Genomic DNA, 24239 nt, shown 5'->3' with positions numbered 1-24239 from the left:
AGCACAGCGGGAGCAGGCTGCCAACCGTTGTTCGTGCCGCGCAGATCAGGCCGGCGCCGGCGCGGTGTTGACCGCGTGACAGGCAACGCCGTCGATCAGCCGGGGCGCTTCCTTGCGGCACAGGTCGAACGCAAGCGGGCAGCGCGGATTGAACGCGCAGCCGGGCGGCGGATCGATCGGATTCGGAATCTCGCCCTTGACGGGAATGCGCTGCCGCCCGGTCATGGCAAGATCCGGCACCGCGCCCAGCAGCATCGTGGTGTAGGGCATGCGCGGCTGGGCGAACAACTCGCGGCTTTCGGCAATTTCGACGATGCGTCCGAGATACATGACCCCGACACGGCTCGCCATGTGGCGGACCACAGCGAGGTTGTGGCTGATGAAGAGGTAGGTGAGGCCAAGCTTGTCCTGCAGGTCGCGCATGAGGTTCAAAATCTGCGCCTGCACGGAAACATCGAGCGCCGAGGTCGGCTCGTCGCAGACGATGAATTCGGCGTTGGAGGCGAGTGCCCGCGCAATGGCTATGCGCTGGCGCTGCCCGCCGGAGAATTCGTGGGGAAATTTCAGCCGGTCGTCGGGATGCAGCCCGACCAGCCCCAGGAGTTCGCCGACGCGCGCCCGTATGTCGCGTTCGCCCTCGATCAGATCGAAGGCGCGGATCGGCTCGGCGATGATGGCGTCGACGCGAAAGCGCGGATTGAGGCTGGCATAGGGATCCTGGAAGATCATCTGGATACGCCGGCGCAGGCGCCGCCGTGCCGAGGCCTGCTTAGGATCCGACATCGAAACGCCGTCGATCAAAACCTCGCCCGAACTCGGCGGCAGCAGTCCGACCACCATGCGCGCCACCGTGGTCTTTCCCGATCCGGACTCGCCGACGATGGCAAAGGTCTCGCCCTTGGCAATATCGAAACTGACGCCGTCGACCGCCTTGAGGAATTCGAGATGCCTGCCTTCGAGCATGCGGTTGAGCCACGGTTTCGAAACGTCGAAGACCTGGCGCAGATCTCTTGCCTGGACGAACGGAGCCGGACTCATGCTGCACTGTCCTTTGCGGCGGCATCACAGAGATGGCAGGCCACGGCCTGCGTGCCCTGGCGGATCGGCTCCGGCCGTTCGATGCGGCAGCGCTCGAAAGCAAAGGCGCAGCGCGGGTTGAACGAGCAGCCCGGTGGAATAGCCGACAGCCGCGGCATCGTGCCCGGGATCTGCACCAAACGCGTTTCTTCGCCGGACAGGGTGGGGATCGCGCCCATCAGGCCCTTGGCGTAGGGGTGCAGTGGATTCCTGACGACCTCCTGCACCGGGCCGATCTCCGCGATCCGACCGGCATACATCACCGCGACGCGGTCGGAGGTCTCGGCGATCACGCCCATGTCGTGGGTGACCAGCATCACCGCGGTGCCGTGATCGCGCCCGAGGCGCTTGATCAGCGCGATGATCTGCGCCTGCACGGAGACGTCGAGCGCGGTGGTGGGTTCGTCGGCAATGATCAGTTCCGGCTCGGCGCAGATGGCGAGCGCAATCACCACGCGCTGGCGCATGCCGCCGGAGAATTCGTGCGGATAGCCGTCGATGCGCTTCTCCGGCGCGGGAATGCCGACCTCGGCCAACAGATCGATGGCGCGCCGGCGCGCCGCCCGTTCGGAAAGGCTGGTGTGGGTGCGGATCGTCTCCACGATCTGGTCGCCGATCCGGTACAGCGGGTTGAGGCTGGTCAGCGGGTCCTGGAAGATCATGCCGATCCGCTTGCCCCGGATGCGGCGCATTTCCTCCGGCGGCAGGTTGTCGATGCGCGTGCCGGACAGGTGGATTTCCCCTCCCGCGAGACCCCCTGGGGGATCGATGAGCCCGATCACGGCCATGCCGGTGACGGATTTGCCGGCGCCGGATTCACCGACCACGCCCAGCACTTCACCCTTGGCAATGTCGAAGGAGACGTCGTCGATCGCGCGCAGCGCTCCACGGCGGGTCATGAACTCCACCTGGAGGTTGCGCACGGAAAGAACGGGTTCGGTCATGGACGAAGTCGGTCAGGGCTGTTCATCGGAGCTTCGGGTTGAGCGCGTCGCGCAGCCAGTCGCCGAGCAGGTTGATGGAAAGGATCAGCACCGCGAGCGCCACGCCGGGGAATGTGACGATCCACCATTCGCCGGCGAACAGATAATTGTTGCCGATCCGGATCAGGGTTCCGAGCGAAGGCATGGTTTCTGGCATCCCGGAGCCGAGGAAGGACAGCGTGGCCTCGGTGATGACCGCCAGCGCAAGGTTGATGGTCGCGATCACGAAGATCGGGCCCGTCGTGTTCGGCAGCACGTGGCGAAGCATGATCACGGCCGCCGGCAATCCGATCAGTTGTGCCGCAGCGACGTAATCCTTGTTCTTCTCGACCATCACCGAGCCGCGCACGGTGCGAGCATACTGCACCCAGAAGCTGAGCCCAATCGCGAGCACCAGCACGCCGAGCATGCTCGCCGCGTCCAGCTTGTTGCCGAGCACCGACTTGACCACGCCGTTGATAAGTAGCGCGATCAGGATCGCAGGGAAGGAGAGCTGCACGTCGGCAATGCGCATGATCAGGCTGTCGACGGCGCCGCCGAAATAGCCGGCAATGAGGCCGAGGAGAATGCCGAGCACGCCGGAGAAGATGACGCCGAGCACACCGACCGCGAGCGATATCCTCAGGCCGTAGAGGATCGCGGAGAAGACATCGCGGCCCTGCTCGTCTGTGCCGAGCAGGAACGGGCTCTGGCCGTCGGCCGTCCACAACGGCGCGATGCGCGAATTCATCAACTGGAGCTGGGCGGGATCGAACGGGTTCTGCACGGCGAGAAGCGGCGCGAAGATCGCCAGCAGGAAGAACAGCAGCGTCACCAGGGCCGCCAGCATGGTGAGCCTGGAGCGGCGGAACGAATGGACCAGGTCGCTGTCGATGAGGCGCGCAAACAAGCCCGGGTGAGTCGTGCCGTGCGAGGGGCGCTCTTCCGCGTTGGGCTCTGCGACAGTTTCGCTCATCTTTAGGCCGGCCGGCTGACGGTCGACCGCAGGCGCGGATCGACGACAGTATAGAGGATATCGACCACGAAGTTGATGGCGACGAAGATCAGGGACACCATCATGAGGTAGGCCGCCATGATGGGGATGTCGACATTGTGCACCGCCTGGACGAACAGCAGGCCCATTCCCGGCCACTGAAATACCGTCTCGGTGATGATCGCAAATGCGATGACCGAGCCGAATTGCAGGCCGGCCACCGTGATGACGGGAACCAGCGTGTTTCGCAGCGCGTGGCCGAAATGGATCGCGCGGGTGGTCAGGCCGCGGGCGCGGGCAAAACGGATGTAGTCGGTGCGCAGCACCTCCAGCATTTCGGCCCGCACCAGCCTCATGATCAGCGTCATCTGAAACAGCCCCAGCGTGATGGAGGGCAGGATCAGTGCCTTCAGCCCGGACAGGGTGAGGAGCCCGGTGGTCCACCAGCCGATCCGAACCACCTCGCCGCGTCCGAACGAGGGCAGCCAGCCGAGCGTGACCGAAAACAGGTAGATGAGGAGAATGCCGATCAGGAACGTCGGCAACGAGATGCCGATCAGGGATATCGTCTGGAACGCCTTGGCGAGCAGGCCGTCGCGGTGCAGCGCCGAGTACACGCCCATCAGGATTCCGAAGACCATTGCGAAGATGGTGGCGCAGATCGCCAGCTCCAGCGTTGCCGGCATCCGTTCCATCAGGAGGTTCGTAACCGGCTGGCGGAACTGATAGGAGACGCCGAATTTGAACTGGGCAGCATCGGCGAAATATCGGCCGAACTGCACGATGACCGGATCGTCGAGGCCGAGCGATTTGCGGATCGCCGCGCGTTCGGCTGCCGCAGTGTCGATCGAGACGATCTGGTTGACCGGATCTCCCGCGAAACGGAACATGGCGAAGGCGATGATCCCGACCGCGATCATCACCCCGAGTGCCTGGATTGCGCGGCGAAGAGTGAAAGCGAGCATCTGATCCTTTCACTTCTTGTTGGCAGCGGCGCGTATCATGGCTTGTCTTAACGAAAAATCCGGGAAGCGCAACGCTGCCGGGAACTTTCGCTGACAGTCCTATTCCTGTTTCGTCGCCCAGTAGAGCAGCACCTGGTTGTCGGCGCGCTGGGACAGCTTCACCTTTTTCGAGACGCCCCACGCCAGTGCCTGCTGATGCAGCGGGATGTAGCCGTAGTCGTCGATGATGATCTGGAACGCTTCCTTGATCATCTGGTCGCGCTTGGCAGTGTCGCTCTCGACCAGGATCTTGTCGGTCAGCACATCCACCTTCTTGTTGCAATAGCCACCGAGATTGCCTTCGCCGCGCGTCGGATCCTTGGCGTCGTCCCGGCAGCCCAGGATGTCGTGCAGCACGTTGTGGGAATCGGACGAGGCCGGCGTCCAGCCCAGGAGGTAGAACGAGGTCTGATAGCCGCCCGGTTTGAGCACCTTGGCGAAATACTGCGCCTTGGGTTGTGCCAACAGGTCCACCTTGACGCCGATGCGCGCCAGCATGCCGACCACCGCCTGGCAGATCGCCGCGTCGTTGACGTAGCGGTCGTTCGGGCAATCCATCGTGACCTCGAAGCCGTCGGGGTAACCCGCTTCGGTCAGCAGCTTCTTGGCGGCGTCTGGATCGAACTTCTGGCGGGTAAAGTCCTTGGCTAACGGGAACAGCGGGGGCGCGATCATCAGTGCCGAGGGGGTCGAAAGTCCGCGCATGACCCGGCCCTTGATCAACTCGATGTCGATCGCCTTATAGAAGGCCTCGCGAACCCGGATGTCCTTGAAGGGATTCTTTCCCTTCACGTTCGAATACAGCAATTCGTCGCGCACCTGATCCATGCCGAGGAAGATGGTGCGAAGTTCCGGACCGGTCTGGACGGCGGCGGTTCCGCTGCTGTTGACACGCTGGATGTCCTGGATCGGAACCGGCTCGATCACGTCGACCTCGCCCGACAGCAGCGCCGCCACACGAGTCGCGTCCGACGCGATCGGCGTGAAAATGATCTCCTTGAGATTGTGTTCGGACTTGCCCCACCAGTTCGGATTGGCCTTGTAGACGGTCTTCACGCCGGGCTGGTGACTATCGATGATGAAGCGGCCTGTGCCGTTTTCGTGGAGCGCGGCGTAGCTCGGGGTGGTCGCGGAAGCCGGGGTCGGCGCGACCGCGTTGTTCTGCTCGCACCACTTCTTGTCCATGATGTACCAACTATCCCATTGCGAAATCAGGATGGGATTGGGCGAGTCGAGCATCACGTCGACCGTGTAGTCGTCGACCTTGACGAACTTGGCGTCGGCGGGAACGTTGCTCAGAAAGTTGGAACCCTTGGCCCGCACGCGCTCCGCGGAAAAGATCACATCTTCCGCGGTGAACGGGTCTCCATTGTGGAATTTCACTCCTTTGCGGAGGTGAAAGCGCCATTGGGTCGGATTCAGCGTCTCCCAGCTCTCCGCCAGTGCCGGAACGATCTTCAGGTCCTTGTCGCGGGCAACGAGACCGTCGTAGACATGCCCGTGATGAGCGATCGTCGTCGTCTCTTTCAGCGTGTAGGGGTCAAGCGACTTGAGGTCGCCCTGGTTGGCGTAGCGCAAGGTCTGGCTTGCAGCGGGCGACAGCGGGAAGGCGACGATCGAGGCCAGGGTCGCCGCAAGCAGGATTTGGCGTGCCGACATGCTCAATGTTCTCCGCTGTAATGGTCGCCTGACGCGATGATCGAGCCATGTTGCCAGAGAGGTTGTCGCCCCTGCAAGCGGCAATTCCCCTCGGCGCGATCAAGGCGTCGCCGGCGCATGCAAGCTATTCGAGCCGTCGTGCCGTGCTGCACCATGGCATTTCCATTCCTCTGCCGGGCTGCGGCTGGAACGGGCGCCAGTTAGCCCCGTTGAAACCATCTTTCGAATTGAGCGATTATTGACCCTCTCTGCCGGTCACGGCACAGGCTGGCGGATCCTGGCCTCAAGACCGCTTGCGTCGTGCTGCAACTCGCGGTGATACTGCGCAACCACCGCTCGAAATCCGAGGAGGAGGGGATAATGAAGGTTAACATCGAAATCGATTGCACGCCCCTCGAGGCCCGACAGTTCTTCGGACTGCCGGACGTATCGCCGATGCAAATGGCCGTGATGGACAAACTGCAGCAGCAGATGACGGCCAACATCGAGAAGATCTCGCCGGAATCGATGATGCAGAACTGGTTCGATCCAAAGGTTGCTGAACGCTTCCAGGACATGTTTGTCGCCATGGCCGGACTCGGTGGGGGAGGCGGCAAGAAGAAATAATGCTGCCCGGGCGAAACGAAGCCGACACGGGGGGACGGCTTCATCCGCCGAGCTTTGGCCTGTTGCTTGCCGAAGCAAGAGGTGTGCTCGAGCTCAACGCAAGCGTTCTGCTCTCGCCGCTGTTGATGCGGGCGCCGCGCGGCGATGGCCATCCGGTGCTGGTCCTGCCCGGTTTCCTCGCCAGCGACCTCTCCATGCTGCCGATGCGCCGCTATCTGCGCGCGCTGGGATACGATACCCACGGCTGGCAGATGGGCCGCAATATCGGAGGGGTGGCGCGGATACGATCGGCCCTGCGCGATCGTCTTGGCCAAATCTTCTCCGTCACCGGGCGCAAGGTCAGTCTCGTCGGCTGGAGTCTCGGCGGCGTCTATGCCCGCGATCTCGCACTACAGGCGCCCGAAGAGGTGCGTTACGTCATCAGCCTAGGCAGTCCGTTCGCCAACGACGTGCGTGCCACCAATGCGACGCGGCTTTACGAGGCGCTGTCGGGAGAGAAGGTCGAAGACCATGCCGAGCTTCGCGAGGCGATTGCCGGCGACCTGCCGGTGCCGACCACTTCGATCTATTCGCGTACAGACGGCATCGTGAACTGGAACACGTGCAGGTTGCGCGCCTCGGAGCAGGCCGAGAATATCGAAGTGCTTGGCGCCAGCCACATCGGGCTCAGCGTCAATCCTGCGGCGCTGTGGGCCGTCGCGGACCGGCTGTCGCAGGCGGAAGGACGGTTCACGCCGTTCGACCGCTCGGGTCCGTTTGCCATTGCCTACGCCCTCCAGAAGCAGGCACTATCGTTCTGATAGGTAAAGCGCGACCGCATGAGGCGGCCGCCGCGCCATATTCTGCAAATTGCCGCGGATCTGACCCCATGATCGAAATGCCGCCGCTCAAGTTCGCACCGACGAACGGGATTCGCATGGGCTACTATGAAGCGGGTCCGGCGGGCGACAGGCCGCCGATGGTGCTGTGCCACGGCTGGCCGGAGCTTGCGTTCTCCTGGCGCCATCAGATCAAGGCGCTCAGCGAAGCCGGCGTTCGAGTGATCGCGCCGGACCAGCGCGGCTATGGCACCACCGACCGGCCCGAGCCGGTCGAGGCCTATGATATCGAGCATTTGACCGCCGATCTCGTCGGCCTGCTCGATCACCTCGAGATCGACATGGCGATCTTCGTAGGCCATGACTGGGGCGGCTTCGTCGTCTGGCAGATGCCGCTCCGCCATCCGAATCGAGTGGCCGGGGTGGTCGGCATCAACACCCCGCACACCGATCGCGCGCCCGTCGATCCGATCGAGCTGATGCGCAAGCGTTTCGGCGAGACGATGTACATCGTGCAGTTCCAAGATCCGACGCACGAAGCCGACAACATCTTCAACAGCCGCGTGGAGCAGACCTTCGACGCCTTCATGCGCAAGCCGCTGCCGCGCAGAGAGATGGCGAAACCGGAGTCGCCGACGGCCGGGATAGGCGCTTCGTCGAAGACCAATCTGGCCTTTCCGCAGATGATTGCGGCCTATGACGCCAGGCTCGATGCGCGCACGCCGATCCTGTCTCCGGAGGAGAAGCAGGTATTCGTCGAGGCGTTCGGCAGAACCGGCTTCACCGGCGGCATCAACTGGTACCGCAACATGTCGCGCAATTGGCAACGCTCGGCAGGTCTCGACCATACCGTGCGCGTGCCGTCCCTGATGATCATGGCGGAGAACGACGCGGTGCTGCCGCCATCAGCGGCGGACGGGATGGAGAAGCTCATTCCCGACCTCGAGAAATATCTCGTGCAGGGCAGCGGTCACTGGACGCAGCAGGAAAAGCCGGAGGAGGTCAGCGCCAAGCTGATCGAATGGCGCAGAAGGCGGTTCGGATAGCGCAAGACGGCTTTGTGCCCATTCTCGGTTGGTCGGACGCGCTTACACCTCCCGCGCCGCGCGATGAGCGTGCTTTTCGATGGCGTCGATGATCTGCGGCCAGAAGCGGATCGGCAGCGCGTGCCCCATGCCCTCGATCATCAGGAGTTTCGCGCCGGGTATCGAGGCTGCGGTGTCCTTGCCGGCCAACGGGTGCACCAGCGGGTCGGCCGTGCCATGAATGACCAGCGTCGGCGCCGTGACCGAGTGTAGCCGCGCCTTGCGGCTGCCGGAGGCGAGCACGGCGCGAAGCTGCCGGCCGACGCCGACCGGGTTGAGCCCGCGCTCATAAGTCCGCTCGGCCCGTTCGGCGTCGCGCGCTTCGTCATCGGGAAAGCTGCCCGCGCGCAGCATTTTCCAGGTATTGGCGTAGCGCACGAGATATTCCGCCTTGGTGGTTGGCGGGGGCGCCATCAACATCGCCGATGCCTCGCGGCTCGGAGGCGGAATCCGCGGGTTGCCCGTGCTCGACATGATCGAGGTCAGCGAGCGCACCCGCTGCGGAAAGGAAATCGCGATCTCCTGCGCGATCATGCCGCCCATCGACATGCCGACGAGATGCGCCGACCTGATGTCGAGCGCGTCCATCAGCCCGACCGTGTCCCTTGCCATGTCGATGAGCCTGTAGGGCGCCGATACCGGAATCCTGAACAGGCGCAGCCTGAGCAGTTCGAGCGCCGTCAGGCGCTTGCCGCCGGTCATCTTGCTGGACTGGCCGATGTCGCGGTTGTCGAAGCGGATCACACGGAATCCGCGCGCGGCGAGTTGTTCGCAGAAGGCGTCGTCCCACTGGATCATCTGGCCGCCCAGACCCATGATCAGCAGCAGCGGCTCGGCAACCGCATCGCCGAAAATTTCGTAGCAGATGTCGATACCGTTGGCGCGGGCGATCCGCGGCGGCTGATGGCTGGGTCGGTTCACGGGCGCGTTCCCCTGGATGGCGGTCGCTCATTGTTCTATCGCATGGAGGCTTGGCAAAGTCGGAATGGTGGCCTGGCCGCGCGCCCGTCCTGCCGAGCGATTTCAGGTATTTTTGTACCCGATTCTGAATCGATCACGCGTTCGTGATACCGCAGTGCAGCATCAATGTTGCAGTGCAGCATTAACGATGCCATATGGAGGATGCCCCGGGCCAGATCCGGACGGGGTGAGCCCATAGCTCAAACCCTGAGGATGGAGAGACCCCATGACCACTGAAACGAATCCGGCTTTCGACAGCTTCAAGGAAGCCTTCGCGCCGGTCACCGAGGCGTTCAAGAACCTCCAGAACCTGGAAGTTCCCGAGGCGGCCCGGGAGTTCGTCAAGAAGACTACCAGCACCGCCAAGGAGCGTGCCGCCGAAGTGTTTGCTGGCTCGGAGCGGGTGACTTCCGCGATCGAGAATGCCGTGGCGGAATCCGTCACCGAGGCCGGCAAGATCAGCCGCAACATTCAGCAGGCGATCTACGAGGACACCGAGGCGTTCTTTGCCGGCATCGACAAGCTGGCGTCCGCCAAGTCGATCAACGAGGCGGTGCAGGTCCAGTCGGACATGCTCCGCGCGCGCGGCGAGGTGTTCGTCTCGCGGGCGAAGGCTACCACCGACTATCTGGGCAAGCTCGCCGCCAACGGTGCCAAGGCCGCTCAGGACAATTTCGCCAAGGGCTACAACAAGAGCGCCTGATCGCGTTCTTGAGGCAAGAAACTGCGTTTCGGGCCCGCTTCGGCGGGCCTTGTTTTTTTCTGTCCTCCATTCGCCGGTGCTCCTCATGGCGAGGAGGCGCTCTTGCGCCGTCTCGAACCATGAGGCCTCATCCTTTGCTTCGCAGGCTCCTCAGGATGAGGAAAATGTCGTCATGACCGGCCCCGCTATAGGTACATTCGACGCCCCCGATGCGGCGCGAGCGGCGGACTTAAGGCGCGTCAAAGCGCTGGCAACGCTTGTGCTGGCCTCGACGCTTGCGCTGTTCGTCGTCGCAAAAACCCTGCTCAACGTGCATCCCGTGTTCGGCTTCATCGCCGCCTTTGCCGAAGCCGCCGCGATCGGCGGGCTGGCGGACTGGTACGCGGTTGTGGCGCTGTTCAAGCGGCCATTGGGCCTGCCGATCCCGCACACGGCGATCATCCAGAGCAACCAGCATCGTATCGCCGACAAGCTCGGCGAATTCATCGAGACGCACTTCCTCGGGTCAGGTCCGGTCGAAGCCAAGCTGCGCGAGGTCGATTTCGGCGGATTCATCGCCGACTGGCTGCGCGATCGCAAACATGGCAACGACCTCGCCGGATTTGTGCTGCGCCTGCTACCGGAGGCCTTCTCGGCCACGGAAAGCTCGGGGCTGATGACCTTCGTCACGCGCCGAATAGGCGCGCAATTGCAGTCGATTGACGTTGCGCCGCTTATCGCCGGCACGCTGCGCTCCTTCGTGCAGGAGAGCAGGCACCAGGCGCTGTTCGACGATTTCCTCGCCGTCGTGCATGGTACCCTCACGCAGAAAGAGACCATGGCGATGTTCCGCGAGAAGGTGCGCGCGGAACTGCCGACGCTGCTCCGCCTCTACCGTGCCGACAAATACCTGGTCGACAAAATCGTCGCCTCGGCGACCGCGTTCTTCGAGGAAGTGCGCGGCGATCCGAAACATCCGTTCCGCGACGAGTTTGACCGCATGGTGCTGTCGCTCGTTGACCGGCTCGGCACCGACGCGAACTACCGGGATCGAATCGATGGGCTCAAGCGCGATCTGTTGGCGCGGCCCGAGCTTGCCGATCTCGCGCGCACCATCTGGGCGAACGTGCGCGCCTTCATCGATCGCAGCGCCGCCGGCGAGACCCAGGTGCTCCAGCATCATTTCGCGCGAATGCTGGTCGAAGCCGGCGAGGCGCTCGCTTCCGATTCGGAGCTGCGCAGCGAGATCAACCAGGGCCTGGCGGCCGTGGTCCGCAACTTCATCGCCGAACAGAAGAGCGGCGTATCGAGCTTCATCTCCGACCAGGTCAAGGCCTGGAACATGGCGCAGTTGATCTCGCTCATCGAGATCAATATCGGTCGGGACCTGCAATATATCCGCTTCAACGGCTCGATGATCGGCGGCCTCGCGGGCCTTGGTCTCTATACCGCCGAATTCCTGCTGCGGCTGCTGTGAGACGATCTGGATTGGAAGTCGCCGAGCAGCATTGTTCGCCGCCGCTGAAACGCGCTATGCGTTGGGCATGGCCCACCCGCTTTCCTCCATCATCGCCCAACTCAAGCGCGAGCCGTCACGCACCGGCTCAATCATCATTACGGTGTTCGGCGATGCCATCGTGCCGCGCGGCGGCTCCGTGTGGCTGGGCACGCTGCTGGAGTTCTTCAAGACGCTCGACATTGATAGCGGCGTGGTGCGGACGGCGATGTCGCGCCTCGCCGCCGACGGCTGGCTGACGCGCGAGAAGGTCGGCCGCAACAGCTTCTATCGCCTCGCGGACAAGGGTCGCGAGACCTTCGAGGCGGCAACGCGGCACATCTATGATCCGCCACCGTCGGACTGGACCGGTCGTTTCGAACTGCTGCTGATCAGCAACGGCGACGACCGCGACGCGGCGCGCGAGGCCTTGAAGAATGCAGGATTCGGCAGTCCGCTGCCGGGCGTGTGGGTCGCGCCATCGGGCGTCCCGGTCCCCCAGGAAGCGGAGGGCGCGATCCGATTGGAAGTCTCGGCCGAGGACGATGCCGGCAGGCGACTGCTCAGCGCAAGCTGGCCGCTCGATCGCACGGCCGATGCCTACCTGAAGTTCATCAAGATGTTCGAGCCGTTGCGCGGGCGGATCGGCCGGGGTGGGAACCTTTCGGACAGCGACGCCTTTACCGCGCGCATCCTGCTGATCCACTACTACCGGCGCGTCGTGTTGCGCGATCCATTGTTGCCGGGCGCGCTGTTGCCTGCGAACTGGCCGGGCAGGGCGGCCCGCGAACTCACCGGCGAGATTTACCGAGCGCTGCTCGGGCCGTCTGAACAATGGCTGGACGGCCATGCCATCAGCGAAAGAGGAGCGCTGCCTCCGGCGCGCAACGTCCTGGAACGTCGGTTCCGGAACTGAGTTCATGTTACAGAATTGTATTGCATAACGGGAATTTCGTTATATATATTGACCTCAATCAATAAGGGAGGTCGGGCCGTGTATACGCAGGCGCTGAACACGTCCGAGGCCGAGGACCGCCACCTCGAGGATTCCGCGCACGCCGCGAAGTTCCAGGCGCGTATCGATGCGGAGGAGCGCATCGAGCCGAACGACTGGATGCCGGCTGCCTACCGCAAGACTCTCGTCCGCCAGATCTCGCAGCATGCCCATTCCGAAGTCGTCGGCATGCTGCCCGAAGGCAACTGGATCACGCGCGCTCCGACCTTGCGCCGCAAGGTGGGGCTTCTCGCCAAGGTGCAGGACGAGTGCGGCCACGGGCTTTACCTTTACGCCGCTGCCGAGACCCTGGGCGCCTCGCGCGAGGAACTGGTCGATGCGCTCTTGGCCGGCAAGGCCAAGTACTCCTCGATTTTCAACTACCCGACCCTGACCTGGGCGGACATCGGCGCAATTGGCTGGCTGGTCGACGGCGCGGCGATCATGAACCAGATTCCGCTGTGCCGCTGCTCCTATGGTCCTTACGCGCGGGCGATGATCCGCGTCTGCAAGGAGGAATCCTTCCACCAGCGCCAGGGCTACGAGATCATGCTGGCGCTGTCGCGCGGCTCGGAAGAGCAGAAGGCGATGGCGCAGGATGCGTTGAACCGCTGGTGGTGGCCGGTGCTGATGATGTTCGGTCCGCCCGACAACGCCAGCCAGCACAGCGACACTTCGACCAGGTGGAAGATAAAGCGCTTCTCCAATGACGAGCTGCGCCAGAAGTTCGTCGATGCCACGGTGCCGCAGGCGCAGTATCTCGGCCTCACCATTCCCGATCGCGGGATGAAGCAGGACGCGGACGGGCACTGGCGATACAGCGAGATCGATTGGGAAGAGTTCAAGCAGGTGCTCGCCGGTAACGGTCCCTGCAACCGCGATCGCATGGCCGCGCGGCGCAAGGCGCACGAAGACGGCGCCTGGGTGCGCGAGGCCGCAGCTCGCTATGCCGAGAAGCGCAAGTTCCGCCGGACCGCACAGGCTGCCGAATAGGAGGTGACGATGTCCACGCCGAACACGCCGCTGTGGGAAGTCTTCATTCGCAGCCGCAACGGGCTCGCGCACAAGCATGTCGGCTCGCTGCATGCGAGTGACGCCACCATGGCGCTGCAGGCCGCTCGTGACATCTACACGCGCCGGGGCGAGGGACTCTCGATCTGGGTGGTACCGTCGAGCGCGATCACCGCCTCGGATCCCGCCGACAAGGCGATGATGTTCGAGCCGGCCGAATCCAAGATCTACCGGCATCCGACGTTCTACGAGATACCGGACGAAGTGGGGCACATGTGAACGCTCGCCCCTCATGGTGAGGAGCCGCGAAGCGGCGTCTCGAACCATGAGGCCCCGAGTCACCCGCGGCCCATCCTTCGAGACGCCTGCTGCGCAGGCTCCTCAGGATGAGGAAGAACAAGTGGATAGGGAAATGATGGTCGCCAACATCCAGGTCTCCGAAACGCCGCTGGTCCTCTACACGCTGCGCCGCGCGGACGATGCGCTGATCCTCGGCCATCGCCTGTCCGAATGGTCCGGCCATGCGCCGATCCTCGAAGAGGACATGGCGCTGTCCAACATGGCGCTCGACCTGCTCGGGCAGGCCCGCGAGCTCTTCAGCTACGCCGCCAAGGTCGAAGGCAAGAACAACGACGAGGACAAGCTCGCCTATCTTCGCGAGGAGCGGCAGTACCGCAACCTGCTGCTGGTCGAACGGCCGAACGGCGACTTCTCGCAGACCATGGTGCGTCAGCTGTTCTATTCCGCCTTCGCCGACCTCTATTGGCGCGCGATGATGAAATCGAGCGATGCCACGCTGGCAGCGATTGCGGCGAAGTCGGAGAAGGAAAGCGCCTATCACTTAAGACACGCGTCCGAATGGGTGATCCGTCTCGGCGACGGCACGGAGGAGAGCCATCGCCGCGCGCAGGCTGCCATCGATGATCTCTGGGCATTAACCGGCGAGATGTTTTCGGTCGAGAGCGGTGAGCGCGGCCTGATCGATGCAGGTATCGCCGTTGATCCGGAAACACTGCGAGCGCAATGGCGCAGGACGATTTCCGACGTGATGATCGAGGCGACGCTGGCGCTGCCCACAAACGACTGGATGCAGCAGGGCGGCCGCAGCGGTCGCCACAGCGAGCATCTCGGCTACCTCCTTAGCGAACTGCAACACATGCAACGCACGTATCAGGGCCTCACATGGTGAGCGTTCTCGAAAGCAATGCCGAGCTGCGCCGGCGCGCCTGGAACGCCGCGGCGAGCGTGGTCGATCCGGAGATCCCGGTGCTTACCATCGCCGATCTCGGCGTGCTGCGGGACGTCAGTGTCAACGAAGGCGGCGTCGAGGTTGCCATCACGCCGACCTATTCGGGCTGCCCGGCGATGAACATGATCGCGCTCGAAATCGAGCTGGCGCTCGAGAAGGAAGGTTTTCCGCGCCCGAAAGTGCGCACGGTGCTGTCGCCGGCCTGGACCACGGACTGGATGAGCGTGGAGGGTCGCCGCAAGCTCCGGGAATACGGCATCGCGCCGCCGCTCGCCTCGACCTCGCGCCGGGCGCTGTTCGGGGAGCAGTGCGTGGCGTGCCCGCAATGCGGTTCCGAGAACACCGAGCTCATTTCCGAATTCGGCTCGACCTCCTGCAAGGCGCTGTGGCGCTGCAGGAGTTGCCGCGAGCCGTTCGATTACTTCAAGTGTCATTGATGCGATGACTATTCCCCGTCATTGCGAGCGAAGCGAAGCAATCCAGAAGGTCACCGTGGAGAATGCCTGGATTGCTCGCAATGACGACGCAATGGTTCGTGGAGAATCCTTGATGTCGCACGCCCCACGTTTCCATCGCCTGGCCGTCAACGATCTGCGCCAGGAGTCAGATGACGCAGTGTCGATGAGCTTTGCGATCCCGAAGGAGCTCGAGAGCGACTACAGCTTCACGCCGGGCCAGTACCTGACCTTGCGCACCATGCTCGACGGCGAAGAAGTGCGCAGGTCGTATTCGATCTGTTCGGGTCCCGACGACGGCGAGATCCGCATCGCGGTGAAGAGGGTCGATGGCGGCGCGTTCTCGGGCTGGGTTACCGATCAGCTGAAGTGCGGCGATGAGCTCGACGTCATGACGCCGACCGGGCGGTTCGGCATAGCGCCCGCGCCGGAGGCCGCGCGGATCTATGTCGGCTTTGCCGCGGGCTCGGGCATCACGCCGATCATCTCGATCATCAAGGGCGTGCTGGCGCGCGAGTCGAAAAGCCGGTTCTTCCTGTTCTACGGCAATCGCTCCAGCGCCGGCATGCTGTTTCGCGAGACGCTGGAAGAGCTGAAGGACCGCTTCATCGACCGCCTCTCCATCTTCCACGTGATCTCGGGCGAGGAGCAGGACATTCCGATCCTGCACGGACGACTCGACGGCGAGAAGGTGAGGGTGCTGCTGCGCTCGCTGGTGCCGGCCGCGACCGTCGATCACGTCTTCGTCTGCGGACCGTCGGGGATGAGCGAGGAGGTCGAGGTCACCTGCCGCGATCTCGGCATGCCGGCTGACCGCATCCACGTCGAGCGCTTCGTCTCCGAGTTCGGCGGCAGGCCGCGGCCGAAGAAGGCGATCGCGCCCGATGCCCCGCCGAAGGCGATCGCGGCGCTGATCATCGACGGCAAGCGTCGCGAGGTGCCGGTCGCCGAGGACGAGGCGATCCTGGATGCCGCCTTGCGTGCCGGCATCGACCTGCCGTTCTCCTGCAAGGGCGGCATGTGCTCGACCTGCCGCGCCAAGCTCGTCGAGGGCAAGGCGCCGATGGACACCAATTACGCGCTGGAGCCGTGGGAGCTCAAGGCCGGCTTCATCCTGACCTGCCAGGCCAAGCCGTCCTCCGAGCGGGTCGTGGTCGATTACGACCACGTGTGAGGCGTCGTCATTCCGCGGGGCGTGGCTCTGCTGACCGGTGCGGCGACTTGCGCTTTGAAAGCTCCCTTAATGCAGTAAGATCGCCTAGAATAAGGGCTTCCTTTTTCGCTCGGCTCCACTTCTTCAGCTTGCGCTCATTCTCGATCGCGTCGGTCACGTGCTCGAACCATTGCGAGAAGACGAGTTTCACGGAACGTCGCGTCAAAGTGTAGCCGCCGAACGTTCCTGCATTGTGCTGCGCTATCCGCGCCTCAAGTGATGTGCGCGTGACACCGATGTAATAGCTGCCATCGGCGCAGCGGAGGATGTACAGGAACGCGCCTTCATTCATGCTCACCTCCTTGCGCCGCTGCTGCCCCTCATCCTGAGGAGCTTGCGAAGCAAGCGTCTCGAAGGATGAAGGCCGAGCTGCAAGAGGCCGGGCCTCATCGTTCGAGACGGCGCTGGCGCGCCTCCTCACCATGAGGGTCAGCATATCAATCCTTCGGGCGCTTGTCGTGGACGCGCCTGGCCTTGCCGAGGGAGCGCTCGAGCGTGTCGGGTGCGACCGCGCGGACCTTGCAGGTGACGCCGATCGTGTTCTTGATGTGGGTCGCGATCCGGTCGGCATGGTCGATCAGCCCGTGACCGTCCCACGCTTCGGGCCGCGCCTCGGCAACGATGGTGAGCTCGTCCATGCGCCCGTCGCGCGTAAGTTCGAGGATGAAATGCCCGCCGCACCAGTCGGTCGCGAGCAGCACCTCCTCGATCTGGGTGGGGAACAGGTTGACCCCGCGCAGGATGATCATGTCGTCGGACCGGCCGGTGACCTTCTCCATGCGCCGCATGCCCGGCCGCGCCGTCCCCGGCAACAGCTGCGTCAGGTCGCGCGTGCGATAGCGGATCACGGGGAAGCCTTCCTTGGTGAGAGAGGTGAAGACCAGTTCGCCTTTCTCGCCGTCGGGCAGCACCGCGCCGGTGTCCGGATCGATCACCTCGGGATAGAAATGATCTTCCCAGATGTGCAGGCCGTCCTTGCTTTCGATGCATTCCTGGGCGACGCCCGGACCGATCACCTCCGACAGGCCGTAGATGTCGGTCGCGTCCATGTCGAAGGCTTCCTCGATCTCGCGACGCATCGCATTGGTCCAGGGCTCGGCGCCGAAGATGCCGATCTTGAGAGAACACTGCCGCGGATCGAGCTTCTGCCGCTTGAACTCGTCGAGGATCGCGAGCATGTAGCTCGGCGTCACCGTGATGATGTCGGGACGAAAGTCGTTGATGAGCTGAACCTGCCGCTCGGTCATGCCGCCGGAGATCGGCACCACGGTGCAGCCGAGCTTTTCCGCGCCGTAATGCACCCCAAGGCCCCCGGTGAACAGGCCGTAGCCATAGGCGTTGTGGATGATCATGCCGGTGCGGCCCCCGGCGGCGCGGATCGAGCGCGCCATCACCTCCGACCAGGTGTTGATGTCGGCCTCAGTGTAGCCGACCACGATGGGCTTGCCGGTGGTGCCGGACGAGGCGTGCACGCGCACCAGCTTTTCCCGCGGCACGGCGAACATGTTGAAGGGATAGTTGTCGCGCAGGTCGGTCTTGGTGGTGAAGGGAAACCTGGAAAGGTCCGACAGCTCCTTGAAGTCGGAGGGATGGACGCCGGCTTTGTCGAAAGCCTTTTTGTAGTGGGTGACATTCTCATACGCGTGGGACAACGACCAGGCGAGGCGCTTGGTCTGCAGCGCCATGATTTCGTCGCGCGGGGCGGCTTCGATCTTGTCCATCTCGGGAATGTAACTGCTCGCTTTGGTCTGCAGGTTGGCGTGGGCCATCGTGCGTCTCCTCAACGATCTATGGCGATTTGGCCTTTTCTTCTGCGCCCGGCACCCAGGAGCCGGCAACGACGCGCGAATGGCCGCGAAATTCCGCGATCACGGTATCGCCGGCGGTGACGCGCACATCGTAGATGCCGGAGCGGCCGGTGCGCGAAACCTCCCGCGCCGTCGCCACCAGCCGGTCGCCCAGCTTGCCGGGCCTCAAGAAGGTGATCTGGCCTTGCGCGGCGACCACGCGCTCGTTGTGGGAGTTGCAGGCATAGGCGAAGGCGGAATCGGCCAGCGTGAAGATGAAGCCGCCGTGCGCGATGCGATGGCCGTTCACCATGTCGGCGCGAACGGTCATGGCCAGCGTGGCGCGGCCCGCGCCGACGTCGACGATCTCCATGCCGAGGCGCTTGCTGGCGTCGTCTTCCTTCCACGCCGCGTCCGTGCAGGCGCGTGCGAGTTCGTCCTGGGAAATGCTGGCTTTAAGGGTCACCGGCGGCTCCGGTGACGCGAAAATGAATTCAAGATGTCCTCCCGCAAGGTAGCCGCGCTTGTTGCTGTACGCGATCACCCGGTCAATCATGATGGCAATGATCCCCGCTGGCGTCAAATCGCCGGCCAAGACCGGAACGCCCTGATGGCGCTTGCCCACAGCTCGGATGAGCGGCCCGCGCCGGTCGCGGGCTCCTCGCGCGACCGCGTGATCCTGCGGCCGTAACCAGCCCGGCGAAAGCGGATCAATCCGCCGCCGACGTCACGATACGGATCTCCGACGTCAGTGTGCGGTGCACCGGGCACTTGTCGGCGATTTCCATCAGCTTGTTGCGTTGCTCGGCGTCGAGCGCACCTTCCATCGATATCACCCGCTCGATCTGGTCGATCTTGCCCTCGCGCGTTTCGCACTCGGCGCAGTCCTTCGCATGGATCTTGCCGTGCTTCAGTGTCACGGTGACGCGCTTGAGCGGCAATGACTTGCGATCGGCATAGAGGCGCATGGTCATGGAGGTGCAGGCGCCCAACCCGGCAAGCAGGAAATCGTAGGGCGAAAGGCCCGTATCTTCGCCGCCGGCCGCGGTCGGCTCGTCCGCGGCCAGGCGATGCGGTCCGACGGAAATCGCCTGCTGGAATTTGCCGTTGCGGGTTTCACGGACCACGACCTGGCGCGGAGCCTCGCCGCGGTCGACGGCCTTCGGCGCGGCCGGGCCGACATAGCGGCTTGCCCAGGCTGCTATGACCTCTGCGGCATAGTTGGAGTCGCCGATCTTGCTGAGCAGATGGTCAGCGTCCGCCAATGAGACGAAGCTCTTTGGGTGTTTCGCAGCGACGAAGATCCGGGTCGCGTTGTCGATTCCGACCGTATCGTCGGTCGGCGCATGCATGATCAGGAGCGCCTTGCCCAGCTGACCAACACGCGCCATCAAATTCTGCTCGACGATGTCGTCAAGGAATTCTCGCTTGATGCTGAAGGTGCGGCCGGCGAGCGAGACTTGGAGCTCGCCGTGCTTGCGGATGTCATCGACATGCTCGCTGAAAAGCCCGGTGACGTGGGAGGGATCGGATGGGGCAGCGATAGTCACGACGGCTTTCGCTTCCGCAATGCGCTCGGCTGCCGCGAGGATCGCGGCGCCGCCGAGGCTGTGGCCGATCAGGATGGCGGGCGCATTGCGGGTTTGACGCAGATGATCGGCGGCGCGGACGAGGTCGGCGACGTTCGAGGAGAAGGTTGAGTTGGCGAAATCGCCTTCGCTGGAGCCGAGGCCTGTGAAATCGAAACGCAGCGTCGCAACGCCCCGTGCCGCGAGCGCGACGGCGATGCGCTTGGCCGCCAACGCATCCTTGCCGCAGGTGAAGCAATGCGCAAAAAGAGCGTAGGCCGAAGGTTCTCCTTGCGGCAGTTCCAGCGCGGCCGCCAGCCGATGGCCGCCTTCGCCGATGAATTGAAAGCGTTCCGTCGGCATGGATGGCTCTCCCGATGAAGTATAAGTCAATCCCCGGAATAGCTCTACTCTGCCCAGAGGGCGCCGCGGTCGTGGTAGCCGCGCACTTCCCAATAGCCCGGTGTCCCCGGCAACGCTATCGGGCGACGCCGGGATGACCCGGCGCCGCCATGGTAGCACGAAGGGAGAGCACGAACGAACGCGTCGGCCGCGAGCTATCCGAACAGGATCTGCATACGCCGCGGGCCGCGCACGGTGCCCTGGGACCAGGTCACCTTGTCGGCCGGATCGAGCCGGAACTCGGGAATGCGCTTGAGCCATTCCTCGAGCGCGACAGTGATTTCCATCCGCGCCAGGTTGGAACCGACGCAGCGGTGGACCCCGAGCCCGAAGGCGCTGTGGGGGTTTTGCTTGCGGTCGATCAAGACCTTGTCGGCATCCGGGAAGGCCTTGGGATCGCGGTTGGCGGAGGGGAACGACAGCAGCACCGTGTTGCCCGGCTTCATCGGACAGCCCTGGACGGTGGTCTCCTTCATCACCTCGCGCGCCATCGTCACCGGGGCGTAGGCGCGCAGGAATTCCTCGACCGCCGTCGGCATCAGTTCGGGCTCGGCGAGCAGGCGCTTGCGGTCGGACGGCGTCCTGGCGAGATGCCACATCGATGCGCCGATCGCGCTCCAGGTGGTGTCGATGCCGGCGATCAGGGCGAGGCGCACCGTGCCCATCACGTGGCTGTCTTCCAGCGGCTGGCCGTTCTTGTCCCTGGCCTTGAGCAGATAGGAGATCAGGTCGTCGCCCGGGCTGTTCCTGCGGGCCTCGACATAGGGGGTGAAATACGCGGTCATCTCCTGGACCGCCTGCACCAGCATGCTCTCGTTCTTGATGCTGAGCTCGAGGATCTGGTGGATCCATTTTACGAACAAATCGCTGTCGCTCTCGGGAATGCCGAGCAGATAGGCCATCGTTCGCACCGGAATGTACTTGGTGTATGCCTGCGCCGCGTCGCATTTGCCATCGGCGAGGAACCCGTCGATCAGCTCGCTGCAGATGGCGCGGACCCGCGGCTCCAGCTTCTTCACCGCGTCGGGCGTGAACGGCGGCAGCAGCAACTGCTTGGCCGGCTTGTGCTCCGGCGGATCGGAGGTGATCGGCGGTGCGGCATTTCTCGCCACCTCGGGCCGTTCGTCGCGGACGATGACGCGGCGCGAGGAGAAGTGCTCGGTGTCGTGGGAGATCTGCCTGACCGCCTCATAGGTGGTCGGCATGTAGCAGCCCTGGAATCGATTGGTGTGGGCGACCGGGGTCACCGCGCGCATCTGGTCCCAGATCGGATAGGGATTTTCGGTCCAGCGCGGATCGGTATGGTCGAAATCGTTGACCCAGTCGGTGACGGGCGGATGGGCAGGCATAATGCTGGCGTCGGACATCTGGCGATCCTTCAGGCTTGTTTCACTGAAAGCGGGTAGTCGGCGCAAATATTCGCGTGCAAATGGGGACGTGTCGTGAACGCGCCTATTCCTCTGTCACTTCAATCGCGAATTCGGGACAATTGGCCTCGGCGAGCCAGGCCTTGTCCTCAAGTCCCGCGGGAACGGAGCCGTCACCGGCCTCGTGCGCGTTTCCGAATTCGTCGAGTTCGAACAGTTCGCTCGCGAGCGCCTTGCACCGGGCATGCCCCTGGCACTTGCCGGGATCGACGTGGATCTTCAGTCTTCCTGCCATTCTCGGAGTTTCCCTCGGTCGTGCGCGCGCAGGGCGGCGCCGGTCGCGTTTCCTCGTGTTTTTGTCCTGTCGCGGGTGGTAAGCCCTGCGATCAAGTTATAGCCTATTACATTCGGGCCACGCTTTTGCTGTCAAGGGGAAACTTATAGAGTGCTCTGCAATATGCCGTCGCAACTCGCCCGCAAGCCGATCAATACCTACCATCATGGCGATCTTCGCGACGCCCTGATCCAGGCCGCGCTCCGCGAAGTCGAGCGGGGAGGGCCCGAAGCGATCAGCATCAAGGCGCTGGCGAAGGAGCTCGGTGTGTCGCAGCCCGCGCCCTATCGGCATTTTGCCGACCGCGAGGCGTTGCTTGAGGCCGTTACCACTGAGGCCCTGCGGCAATTCAGCGCGATGCTGCGCGAGGCGATGGCAAAACCCTCCAGGCACTCGAAGCTGTCCCGTCTTGCCCGGGCCACGCTGGAGTTCGGCCTTCGCCGCAACGGCGTCTACCGGCTGATGTTCGCCTCGCGTACCATGGCGTGCGCGCCGAAGGCCAGCGAGTTGCACAAGGCAGCGATGGAGACTTTCGGGCTGGTGCTGGAAGCGCTGGAAGCGCCCGCCGTCGGCTTTTTGCGCGAGCGCCACGCGCTCAAGATCTGGGCGGCGCTCCACGGCGTCGTCATGCTGGCCGAGCAGGGGCTGCTCACCGGGCAGGTGGCCCACACCACGCGAGAGGAACTGGTCGAGGATTTCGTGGCCGAAACCAAGCTCGCTCTGGCCGCTGCGATCAGGAAGGTGCGGCGCGGGGAGGTCGCGCGCTGAAGATCGAAACCCTTATCGCGCGTCGGCCTGGTGTGACAGAAAGTCGAAGTCGCAACCGTCCGGCGCCTGCAACACCGAGCGACGGTAGAGCGCCTTGTATCCGCGGACGGGCGCCGGCGGCGGGCGATGGTCGGCGAGGCGCCGCTTGATTTCATTCTCTTCAACAAGGAGATCGATGCGCTTGTTCGCGATCGACAGCCTGATCCGGTCGCCGTTGCGCACCGCCGCCAGCGGTCCTCCGATCGCGGCCTCGGGCGCGATATGCAGCACGATCGATCCGAACGCCGTGCCGGACATGCGCGCGTCGGAAATGCGCACCATGTCCTTGACGCCGGCCTGGGCCAGCTTCTTCGGGATCGGCAGATAGCCCGCCTCCGGCATGCCGGCCGCATGCGGGCCCGCGTTCTGGAGCACAAGGATGTCGTCCGGCCGCACGTCGAGATTGGGATCGTCAACCCGGGCGGCGAGGTCTTCGAGCCCGGTGAACACGACGGCCCGCCCTTCCGACTCGAACAGCGTCGGCGTTGCCGCAGCGCGCTTGAAGATCGCGCCATCCGGCGCAAGGTTTCCGGTCAGCGCGACCAACCCCCCGACCTCGGAGATCGGTTCATCGAACGGCCGGACAATCGCGCGATCGACCCAGTCGATCGGATCGGCGAGGCGCTCGCCAAGAGTCCGTCCTTCGACATCGACCGTATCGAGATGAAGCAGCGGACGCAGCTCGCGCAGGAGCGCTCCCATGCCGCCGGCGACATGAAAATCTTCCATGTAGCCTTCGCCGACCGGTTTCAGATCGACCAGGACCGGCGTTTCGTCCGACAGTTCGTTGAAGCGCGAAAGCGGGACCTTGATCCCGAGCCGTCCTGCGATGGCGGCGAGGTGCACGACGGCGTTGGTCGATCCGCCCACGGCCAGCAGAACGCGCATCGCGTTCTCGACCGACTTGCGCGTGATGATGTCCCGCGGAGTCAACCGGCTCTCGATCAGCCGGACGGCGGCCTTTCCGGTTTCTTCCGCCGCAACCAGCCGGTCCGAGTGCACGGCGGGGATTGCGGCCGTTCCGGGCAGGGACATGCCGAGCGCCTCCGCAAGACAGGCCATGGTGGAAGCCGTTCCCATCACCGCGCACGTTCCGGCGGTGACCGACAGCCGGCCTTCCACCGCCTTGATCTCGTCGGAATCGACGCTTCCGGCGCGATACTTCGCCCAGAAGCCGCGGCAGTCGGTGCAGGCCCCTAACCGTTGCCCCTTGTGCCGTCCCGTCGACATCGGACCGGTGACGAGCTGGATCGCAGGCAGGCCGGCGGAGGCTGCGCCCATCAGTTGCGCCGGAACGGTCTTGTCGCAGCCGCCGATCAGCACGACGGAGTCCATCGGCTGCGCACCGATCATCTCCTCGGTGTCCATCGCCATCAGGTTCCGGTACATCATGCTGGTCGGGTTGAGGAAGACTTCTCCCAGCGAGACGGTCGGAAAGGGCCGAGGCAGCGCGCCCGCGGCAAGCACGCCGCGTGAAACGGCTTCGACCAGGTCCGGCATGTAGCGGTGGCAGTTGTTGAAGCCCGACGGCGTCATTGCGATGCCGACCACCGGCTTGTCGAGCAGTTCGCGCGAGATGCCCATCGACCGCGCAAAGGAGCGGCGCAGAAAGCGGGCGAAGTCGCGGTCACCGTAGTTGGTCAGGCCGTTGTCAAGGCCATGGACGCGATCATTCATCGGTCAACTCCTGAACCGTGGGGAGTAGCGAAT

25 protein-coding genes are annotated in these 24239 nt (G+C 64.0%); 12 read left to right on the top strand and 13 right to left on the bottom strand.

Annotated elements, in window-relative coordinates:
• Positions 1 to 45: 45 nt before the first annotated feature.
• The 5 genes from HY852_RS18215 to HY852_RS18195 all read right to left on the bottom strand — a co-directional run bounded on the left by HY852_RS18215 (position 46) and on the right by HY852_RS18195 (position 5696).
• Positions 46 to 1038 (bottom strand): ABC transporter ATP-binding protein, encoded by a 993-nt coding sequence (locus HY852_RS18215; RefSeq protein WP_291606175.1) that lies wholly within the window; start codon positions 1036 to 1038, stop codon positions 46 to 48.
• Entirely contained in the window at positions 1035 to 2021 is a 987-nt protein-coding gene (locus tag HY852_RS18210) for an ABC transporter ATP-binding protein (protein ID WP_291606174.1), read from the bottom strand. Before HY852_RS18210 ends, HY852_RS18215 begins: the two co-directional genes overlap by 4 nt.
• A 22-nt stretch (positions 2022 to 2043) precedes the next feature.
• A complete protein-coding gene (locus HY852_RS18205; RefSeq protein WP_291606173.1) occupies positions 2044 to 3015 on the bottom strand; it encodes an ABC transporter permease in 972 nt (323 codons plus the stop codon).
• A gap of 2 nt (positions 3016 to 3017) precedes the next feature.
• Entirely contained in the window at positions 3018 to 3998 is a 981-nt protein-coding gene (locus tag HY852_RS18200) for an ABC transporter permease (RefSeq protein ID WP_291606172.1), read from the bottom strand.
• 99 nt (positions 3999 to 4097) lie between these two features.
• Positions 4098 to 5696, bottom strand: a complete 1599-nt coding sequence (locus HY852_RS18195; protein WP_291606171.1) for an ABC transporter substrate-binding protein — start codon at positions 5694 to 5696, stop codon at positions 4098 to 4100.
• Between the two features lie 360 nt (positions 5697 to 6056).
• Between HY852_RS18195 and HY852_RS18190 the strand changes: the two genes are divergently transcribed.
• The 3 genes from HY852_RS18190 (at position 6057) to HY852_RS18180 (ending at position 8166) form a co-directional block, all read left to right on the top strand.
• Complete coding sequence (locus tag HY852_RS18190) at positions 6057 to 6302, top strand: DUF6489 family protein (protein WP_291606170.1); 246 nt, start codon at positions 6057 to 6059, stop codon at positions 6300 to 6302.
• Positions 6302 to 7102, top strand: coding sequence for an alpha/beta hydrolase (locus tag HY852_RS18185; RefSeq protein WP_291606169.1), 801 nt, complete (start codon positions 6302 to 6304; stop codon positions 7100 to 7102). Before HY852_RS18190 ends, HY852_RS18185 begins: the two co-directional genes overlap by 1 nt.
• A gap of 68 nt (positions 7103 to 7170) precedes the next feature.
• Positions 7171 to 8166 carry an alpha/beta fold hydrolase gene (locus HY852_RS18180; protein ID WP_291606168.1) on the top strand — a complete coding sequence of 332 codons (996 nt, stop codon included), beginning with the start codon at positions 7171 to 7173 and terminating at the stop codon, positions 8164 to 8166.
• Positions 8167 to 8208: 42 nt separating this feature from the next.
• On the opposite strand, the gene HY852_RS18175 is transcribed toward HY852_RS18180, so the two are convergent.
• A complete protein-coding gene (locus HY852_RS18175) occupies positions 8209 to 9126 on the bottom strand; it encodes an alpha/beta hydrolase (RefSeq protein ID WP_291606167.1) in 918 nt (305 codons plus the stop codon).
• A 265-nt stretch (positions 9127 to 9391) separates the two neighbouring features.
• On the opposite strand from HY852_RS18175, the gene HY852_RS18170 reads away from it, so the two are divergent.
• From HY852_RS18170 to paaE, 8 genes are all read left to right on the top strand, one after another.
• Positions 9392 to 9868: a phasin gene (locus HY852_RS18170; RefSeq protein WP_291606166.1), complete on the top strand. Its 477-nt coding sequence runs from the start codon at positions 9392 to 9394 to the stop codon at positions 9866 to 9868.
• Positions 9869 to 10040: 172 nt separating this feature from the next.
• Positions 10041 to 11324 carry a DUF445 domain-containing protein gene (locus tag HY852_RS18165; protein WP_291606165.1) on the top strand — a complete coding sequence of 428 codons (1284 nt, stop codon included), beginning with the start codon at positions 10041 to 10043 and terminating at the stop codon, positions 11322 to 11324.
• 67 nt (positions 11325 to 11391) lie between these two features.
• Positions 11392 to 12258 (top strand): phenylacetic acid degradation operon negative regulatory protein PaaX, encoded by an 867-nt coding sequence (gene paaX / locus HY852_RS18160; RefSeq protein WP_291606164.1) that lies wholly within the window; start codon positions 11392 to 11394, stop codon positions 12256 to 12258.
• 78 nt (positions 12259 to 12336) lie between these two features.
• A complete protein-coding gene (gene paaA, locus HY852_RS18155; RefSeq protein WP_291606163.1) occupies positions 12337 to 13329 on the top strand; it encodes a 1,2-phenylacetyl-CoA epoxidase subunit PaaA in 993 nt (330 codons plus the stop codon).
• Between the two features lie 9 nt (positions 13330 to 13338).
• Entirely contained in the window at positions 13339 to 13626 is a 288-nt protein-coding gene (gene paaB / locus HY852_RS18150) for a 1,2-phenylacetyl-CoA epoxidase subunit PaaB (protein WP_291606162.1), read from the top strand.
• 133 nt (positions 13627 to 13759) lie between these two features.
• The gene (gene paaC / locus HY852_RS18145) at positions 13760 to 14536 is read left to right on the top strand and encodes a 1,2-phenylacetyl-CoA epoxidase subunit PaaC (protein ID WP_291606161.1); all 777 of its coding nucleotides are present in this window, start codon (positions 13760 to 13762) and stop codon (positions 14534 to 14536) included.
• Positions 14530 to 15033, top strand: a complete 504-nt coding sequence (gene paaD, locus HY852_RS18140) for a 1,2-phenylacetyl-CoA epoxidase subunit PaaD (RefSeq protein WP_291606160.1) — start codon at positions 14530 to 14532, stop codon at positions 15031 to 15033. Before paaC ends, paaD begins: the two co-directional genes overlap by 7 nt.
• Before the next feature lie 112 nt (positions 15034 to 15145).
• Positions 15146 to 16225, top strand: coding sequence for a 1,2-phenylacetyl-CoA epoxidase subunit PaaE (gene paaE / locus HY852_RS18135; RefSeq protein WP_291606159.1), 1080 nt, complete (start codon positions 15146 to 15148; stop codon positions 16223 to 16225).
• 7 nt (positions 16226 to 16232) lie between these two features.
• Here paaE and HY852_RS18130 read toward each other — a convergent pair whose 3' ends face one another.
• The 6 genes from HY852_RS18130 to HY852_RS18105 form a co-directional block, all read right to left on the bottom strand.
• A complete protein-coding gene (locus HY852_RS18130) occupies positions 16233 to 16700 on the bottom strand; it encodes a GIY-YIG nuclease family protein (RefSeq protein WP_367116371.1) in 468 nt (155 codons plus the stop codon).
• A gap of 1 nt (position 16701) precedes the next feature.
• Complete coding sequence (gene paaK / locus HY852_RS18125; protein ID WP_291606158.1) at positions 16702 to 18033, bottom strand: phenylacetate--CoA ligase PaaK; 1332 nt, start codon at positions 18031 to 18033, stop codon at positions 16702 to 16704.
• Positions 18034 to 18052: 19 nt separating this feature from the next.
• On the bottom strand, positions 18053 to 18517 hold the full coding sequence (paaI, locus tag HY852_RS18120) for a hydroxyphenylacetyl-CoA thioesterase PaaI (RefSeq protein WP_291606256.1): 465 nt from the start codon (positions 18515 to 18517) through the stop codon (positions 18053 to 18055).
• A 244-nt stretch (positions 18518 to 18761) separates the two neighbouring features.
• Complete coding sequence (locus HY852_RS18115) at positions 18762 to 19982, bottom strand: bifunctional alpha/beta hydrolase/OsmC family protein (protein ID WP_291606157.1); 1221 nt, start codon at positions 19980 to 19982, stop codon at positions 18762 to 18764.
• Positions 19983 to 20176: 194 nt separating this feature from the next.
• The gene (locus HY852_RS18110; RefSeq protein WP_291606156.1) at positions 20177 to 21388 is read right to left on the bottom strand and encodes a cytochrome P450; all 1212 of its coding nucleotides are present in this window, start codon (positions 21386 to 21388) and stop codon (positions 20177 to 20179) included.
• Between the two features lie 85 nt (positions 21389 to 21473).
• Entirely contained in the window at positions 21474 to 21683 is a 210-nt protein-coding gene (locus tag HY852_RS18105) for a ferredoxin (protein WP_291606155.1), read from the bottom strand.
• Positions 21684 to 21845: 162 nt separating this feature from the next.
• Here HY852_RS18105 and HY852_RS18100 point away from each other — a divergent pair, with 162 nt between their 5' ends.
• Entirely contained in the window at positions 21846 to 22490 is a 645-nt protein-coding gene (locus tag HY852_RS18100) for a TetR/AcrR family transcriptional regulator (protein ID WP_291606255.1), read from the top strand.
• 12 nt (positions 22491 to 22502) lie between these two features.
• Here HY852_RS18100 and HY852_RS18095 read toward each other — a convergent pair whose 3' ends face one another.
• Positions 22503 to 24206, bottom strand: coding sequence for an IlvD/Edd family dehydratase (locus HY852_RS18095; protein ID WP_291606154.1), 1704 nt, complete (start codon positions 24204 to 24206; stop codon positions 22503 to 22505).
• Positions 24207 to 24239 lie beyond the last annotated feature (33 nt).

The organism is Bradyrhizobium sp. (genome assembly GCF_016213215.1).
Taxonomy (GTDB): Bacteria; Pseudomonadota; Alphaproteobacteria; order Rhizobiales; family Xanthobacteraceae; genus Bradyrhizobium.
This window is presented reverse-complemented; position numbering and strand designations above follow the sequence as displayed.

Bases quoted from the DNA above. Each gene is read 5' to 3' on its own strand.
- HY852_RS18215 (WP_291606175.1), bottom strand. From the start codon at position 1,038: ATGAGTCCGGCTCCGTTCGTCCAGGCAAGAGATCTGCGCCAGGTCTTC.
- HY852_RS18210 (WP_291606174.1), bottom strand. From the start codon at position 2,021: ATGACCGAACCCGTTCTTTCCGTGCGCAACCTCCAGGTGGAGTTCATG.
- HY852_RS18205 (WP_291606173.1), bottom strand. From the start codon at position 3,015: ATGAGCGAAACTGTCGCAGAGCCCAACGCGGAAGAGCGCCCCTCGCAC.
- HY852_RS18200 (WP_291606172.1), bottom strand. From the start codon at position 3,998: ATGCTCGCTTTCACTCTTCGCCGCGCAATCCAGGCACTCGGGGTGATG.
- HY852_RS18195 (WP_291606171.1), bottom strand. From the start codon at position 5,696: ATGTCGGCACGCCAAATCCTGCTTGCGGCGACCCTGGCCTCGATCGTC.
- HY852_RS18190 (WP_291606170.1), top strand. From the start codon at position 6,057: ATGAAGGTTAACATCGAAATCGATTGCACGCCCCTCGAGGCCCGACAG.
- HY852_RS18185 (WP_291606169.1), top strand. From the start codon at position 6,302: ATGCTGCCCGGGCGAAACGAAGCCGACACGGGGGGACGGCTTCATCCG.
- HY852_RS18180 (WP_291606168.1), top strand. From the start codon at position 7,171: ATGATCGAAATGCCGCCGCTCAAGTTCGCACCGACGAACGGGATTCGC.
- HY852_RS18170 (WP_291606166.1), top strand. From the start codon at position 9,392: ATGACCACTGAAACGAATCCGGCTTTCGACAGCTTCAAGGAAGCCTTC.
- HY852_RS18165 (WP_291606165.1), top strand. From the start codon at position 10,041: ATGACCGGCCCCGCTATAGGTACATTCGACGCCCCCGATGCGGCGCGA.
- paaX (WP_291606164.1), top strand. From the start codon at position 11,392: ATGGCCCACCCGCTTTCCTCCATCATCGCCCAACTCAAGCGCGAGCCG.
- paaB (WP_291606162.1), top strand. From the start codon at position 13,339: ATGTCCACGCCGAACACGCCGCTGTGGGAAGTCTTCATTCGCAGCCGC.
- paaC (WP_291606161.1), top strand. From the start codon at position 13,760: ATGATGGTCGCCAACATCCAGGTCTCCGAAACGCCGCTGGTCCTCTAC.
- paaD (WP_291606160.1), top strand. From the start codon at position 14,530: ATGGTGAGCGTTCTCGAAAGCAATGCCGAGCTGCGCCGGCGCGCCTGG.
- paaE (WP_291606159.1), top strand. From the start codon at position 15,146: ATGTCGCACGCCCCACGTTTCCATCGCCTGGCCGTCAACGATCTGCGC.
- HY852_RS18130 (WP_367116371.1), bottom strand. From the start codon at position 16,700: ATGCTGACCCTCATGGTGAGGAGGCGCGCCAGCGCCGTCTCGAACGAT.
- paaK (WP_291606158.1), bottom strand. From the start codon at position 18,033: ATGGCCCACGCCAACCTGCAGACCAAAGCGAGCAGTTACATTCCCGAG.
- HY852_RS18115 (WP_291606157.1), bottom strand. From the start codon at position 19,982: ATGCCGACGGAACGCTTTCAATTCATCGGCGAAGGCGGCCATCGGCTG.
- HY852_RS18110 (WP_291606156.1), bottom strand. From the start codon at position 21,388: ATGTCCGACGCCAGCATTATGCCTGCCCATCCGCCCGTCACCGACTGG.
- HY852_RS18105 (WP_291606155.1), bottom strand. From the start codon at position 21,683: ATGGCAGGAAGACTGAAGATCCACGTCGATCCCGGCAAGTGCCAGGGG.
- HY852_RS18100 (WP_291606255.1), top strand. From the start codon at position 21,846: ATGCCGTCGCAACTCGCCCGCAAGCCGATCAATACCTACCATCATGGC.
- HY852_RS18095 (WP_291606154.1), bottom strand. From the start codon at position 24,206: ATGAATGATCGCGTCCATGGCCTTGACAACGGCCTGACCAACTACGGT.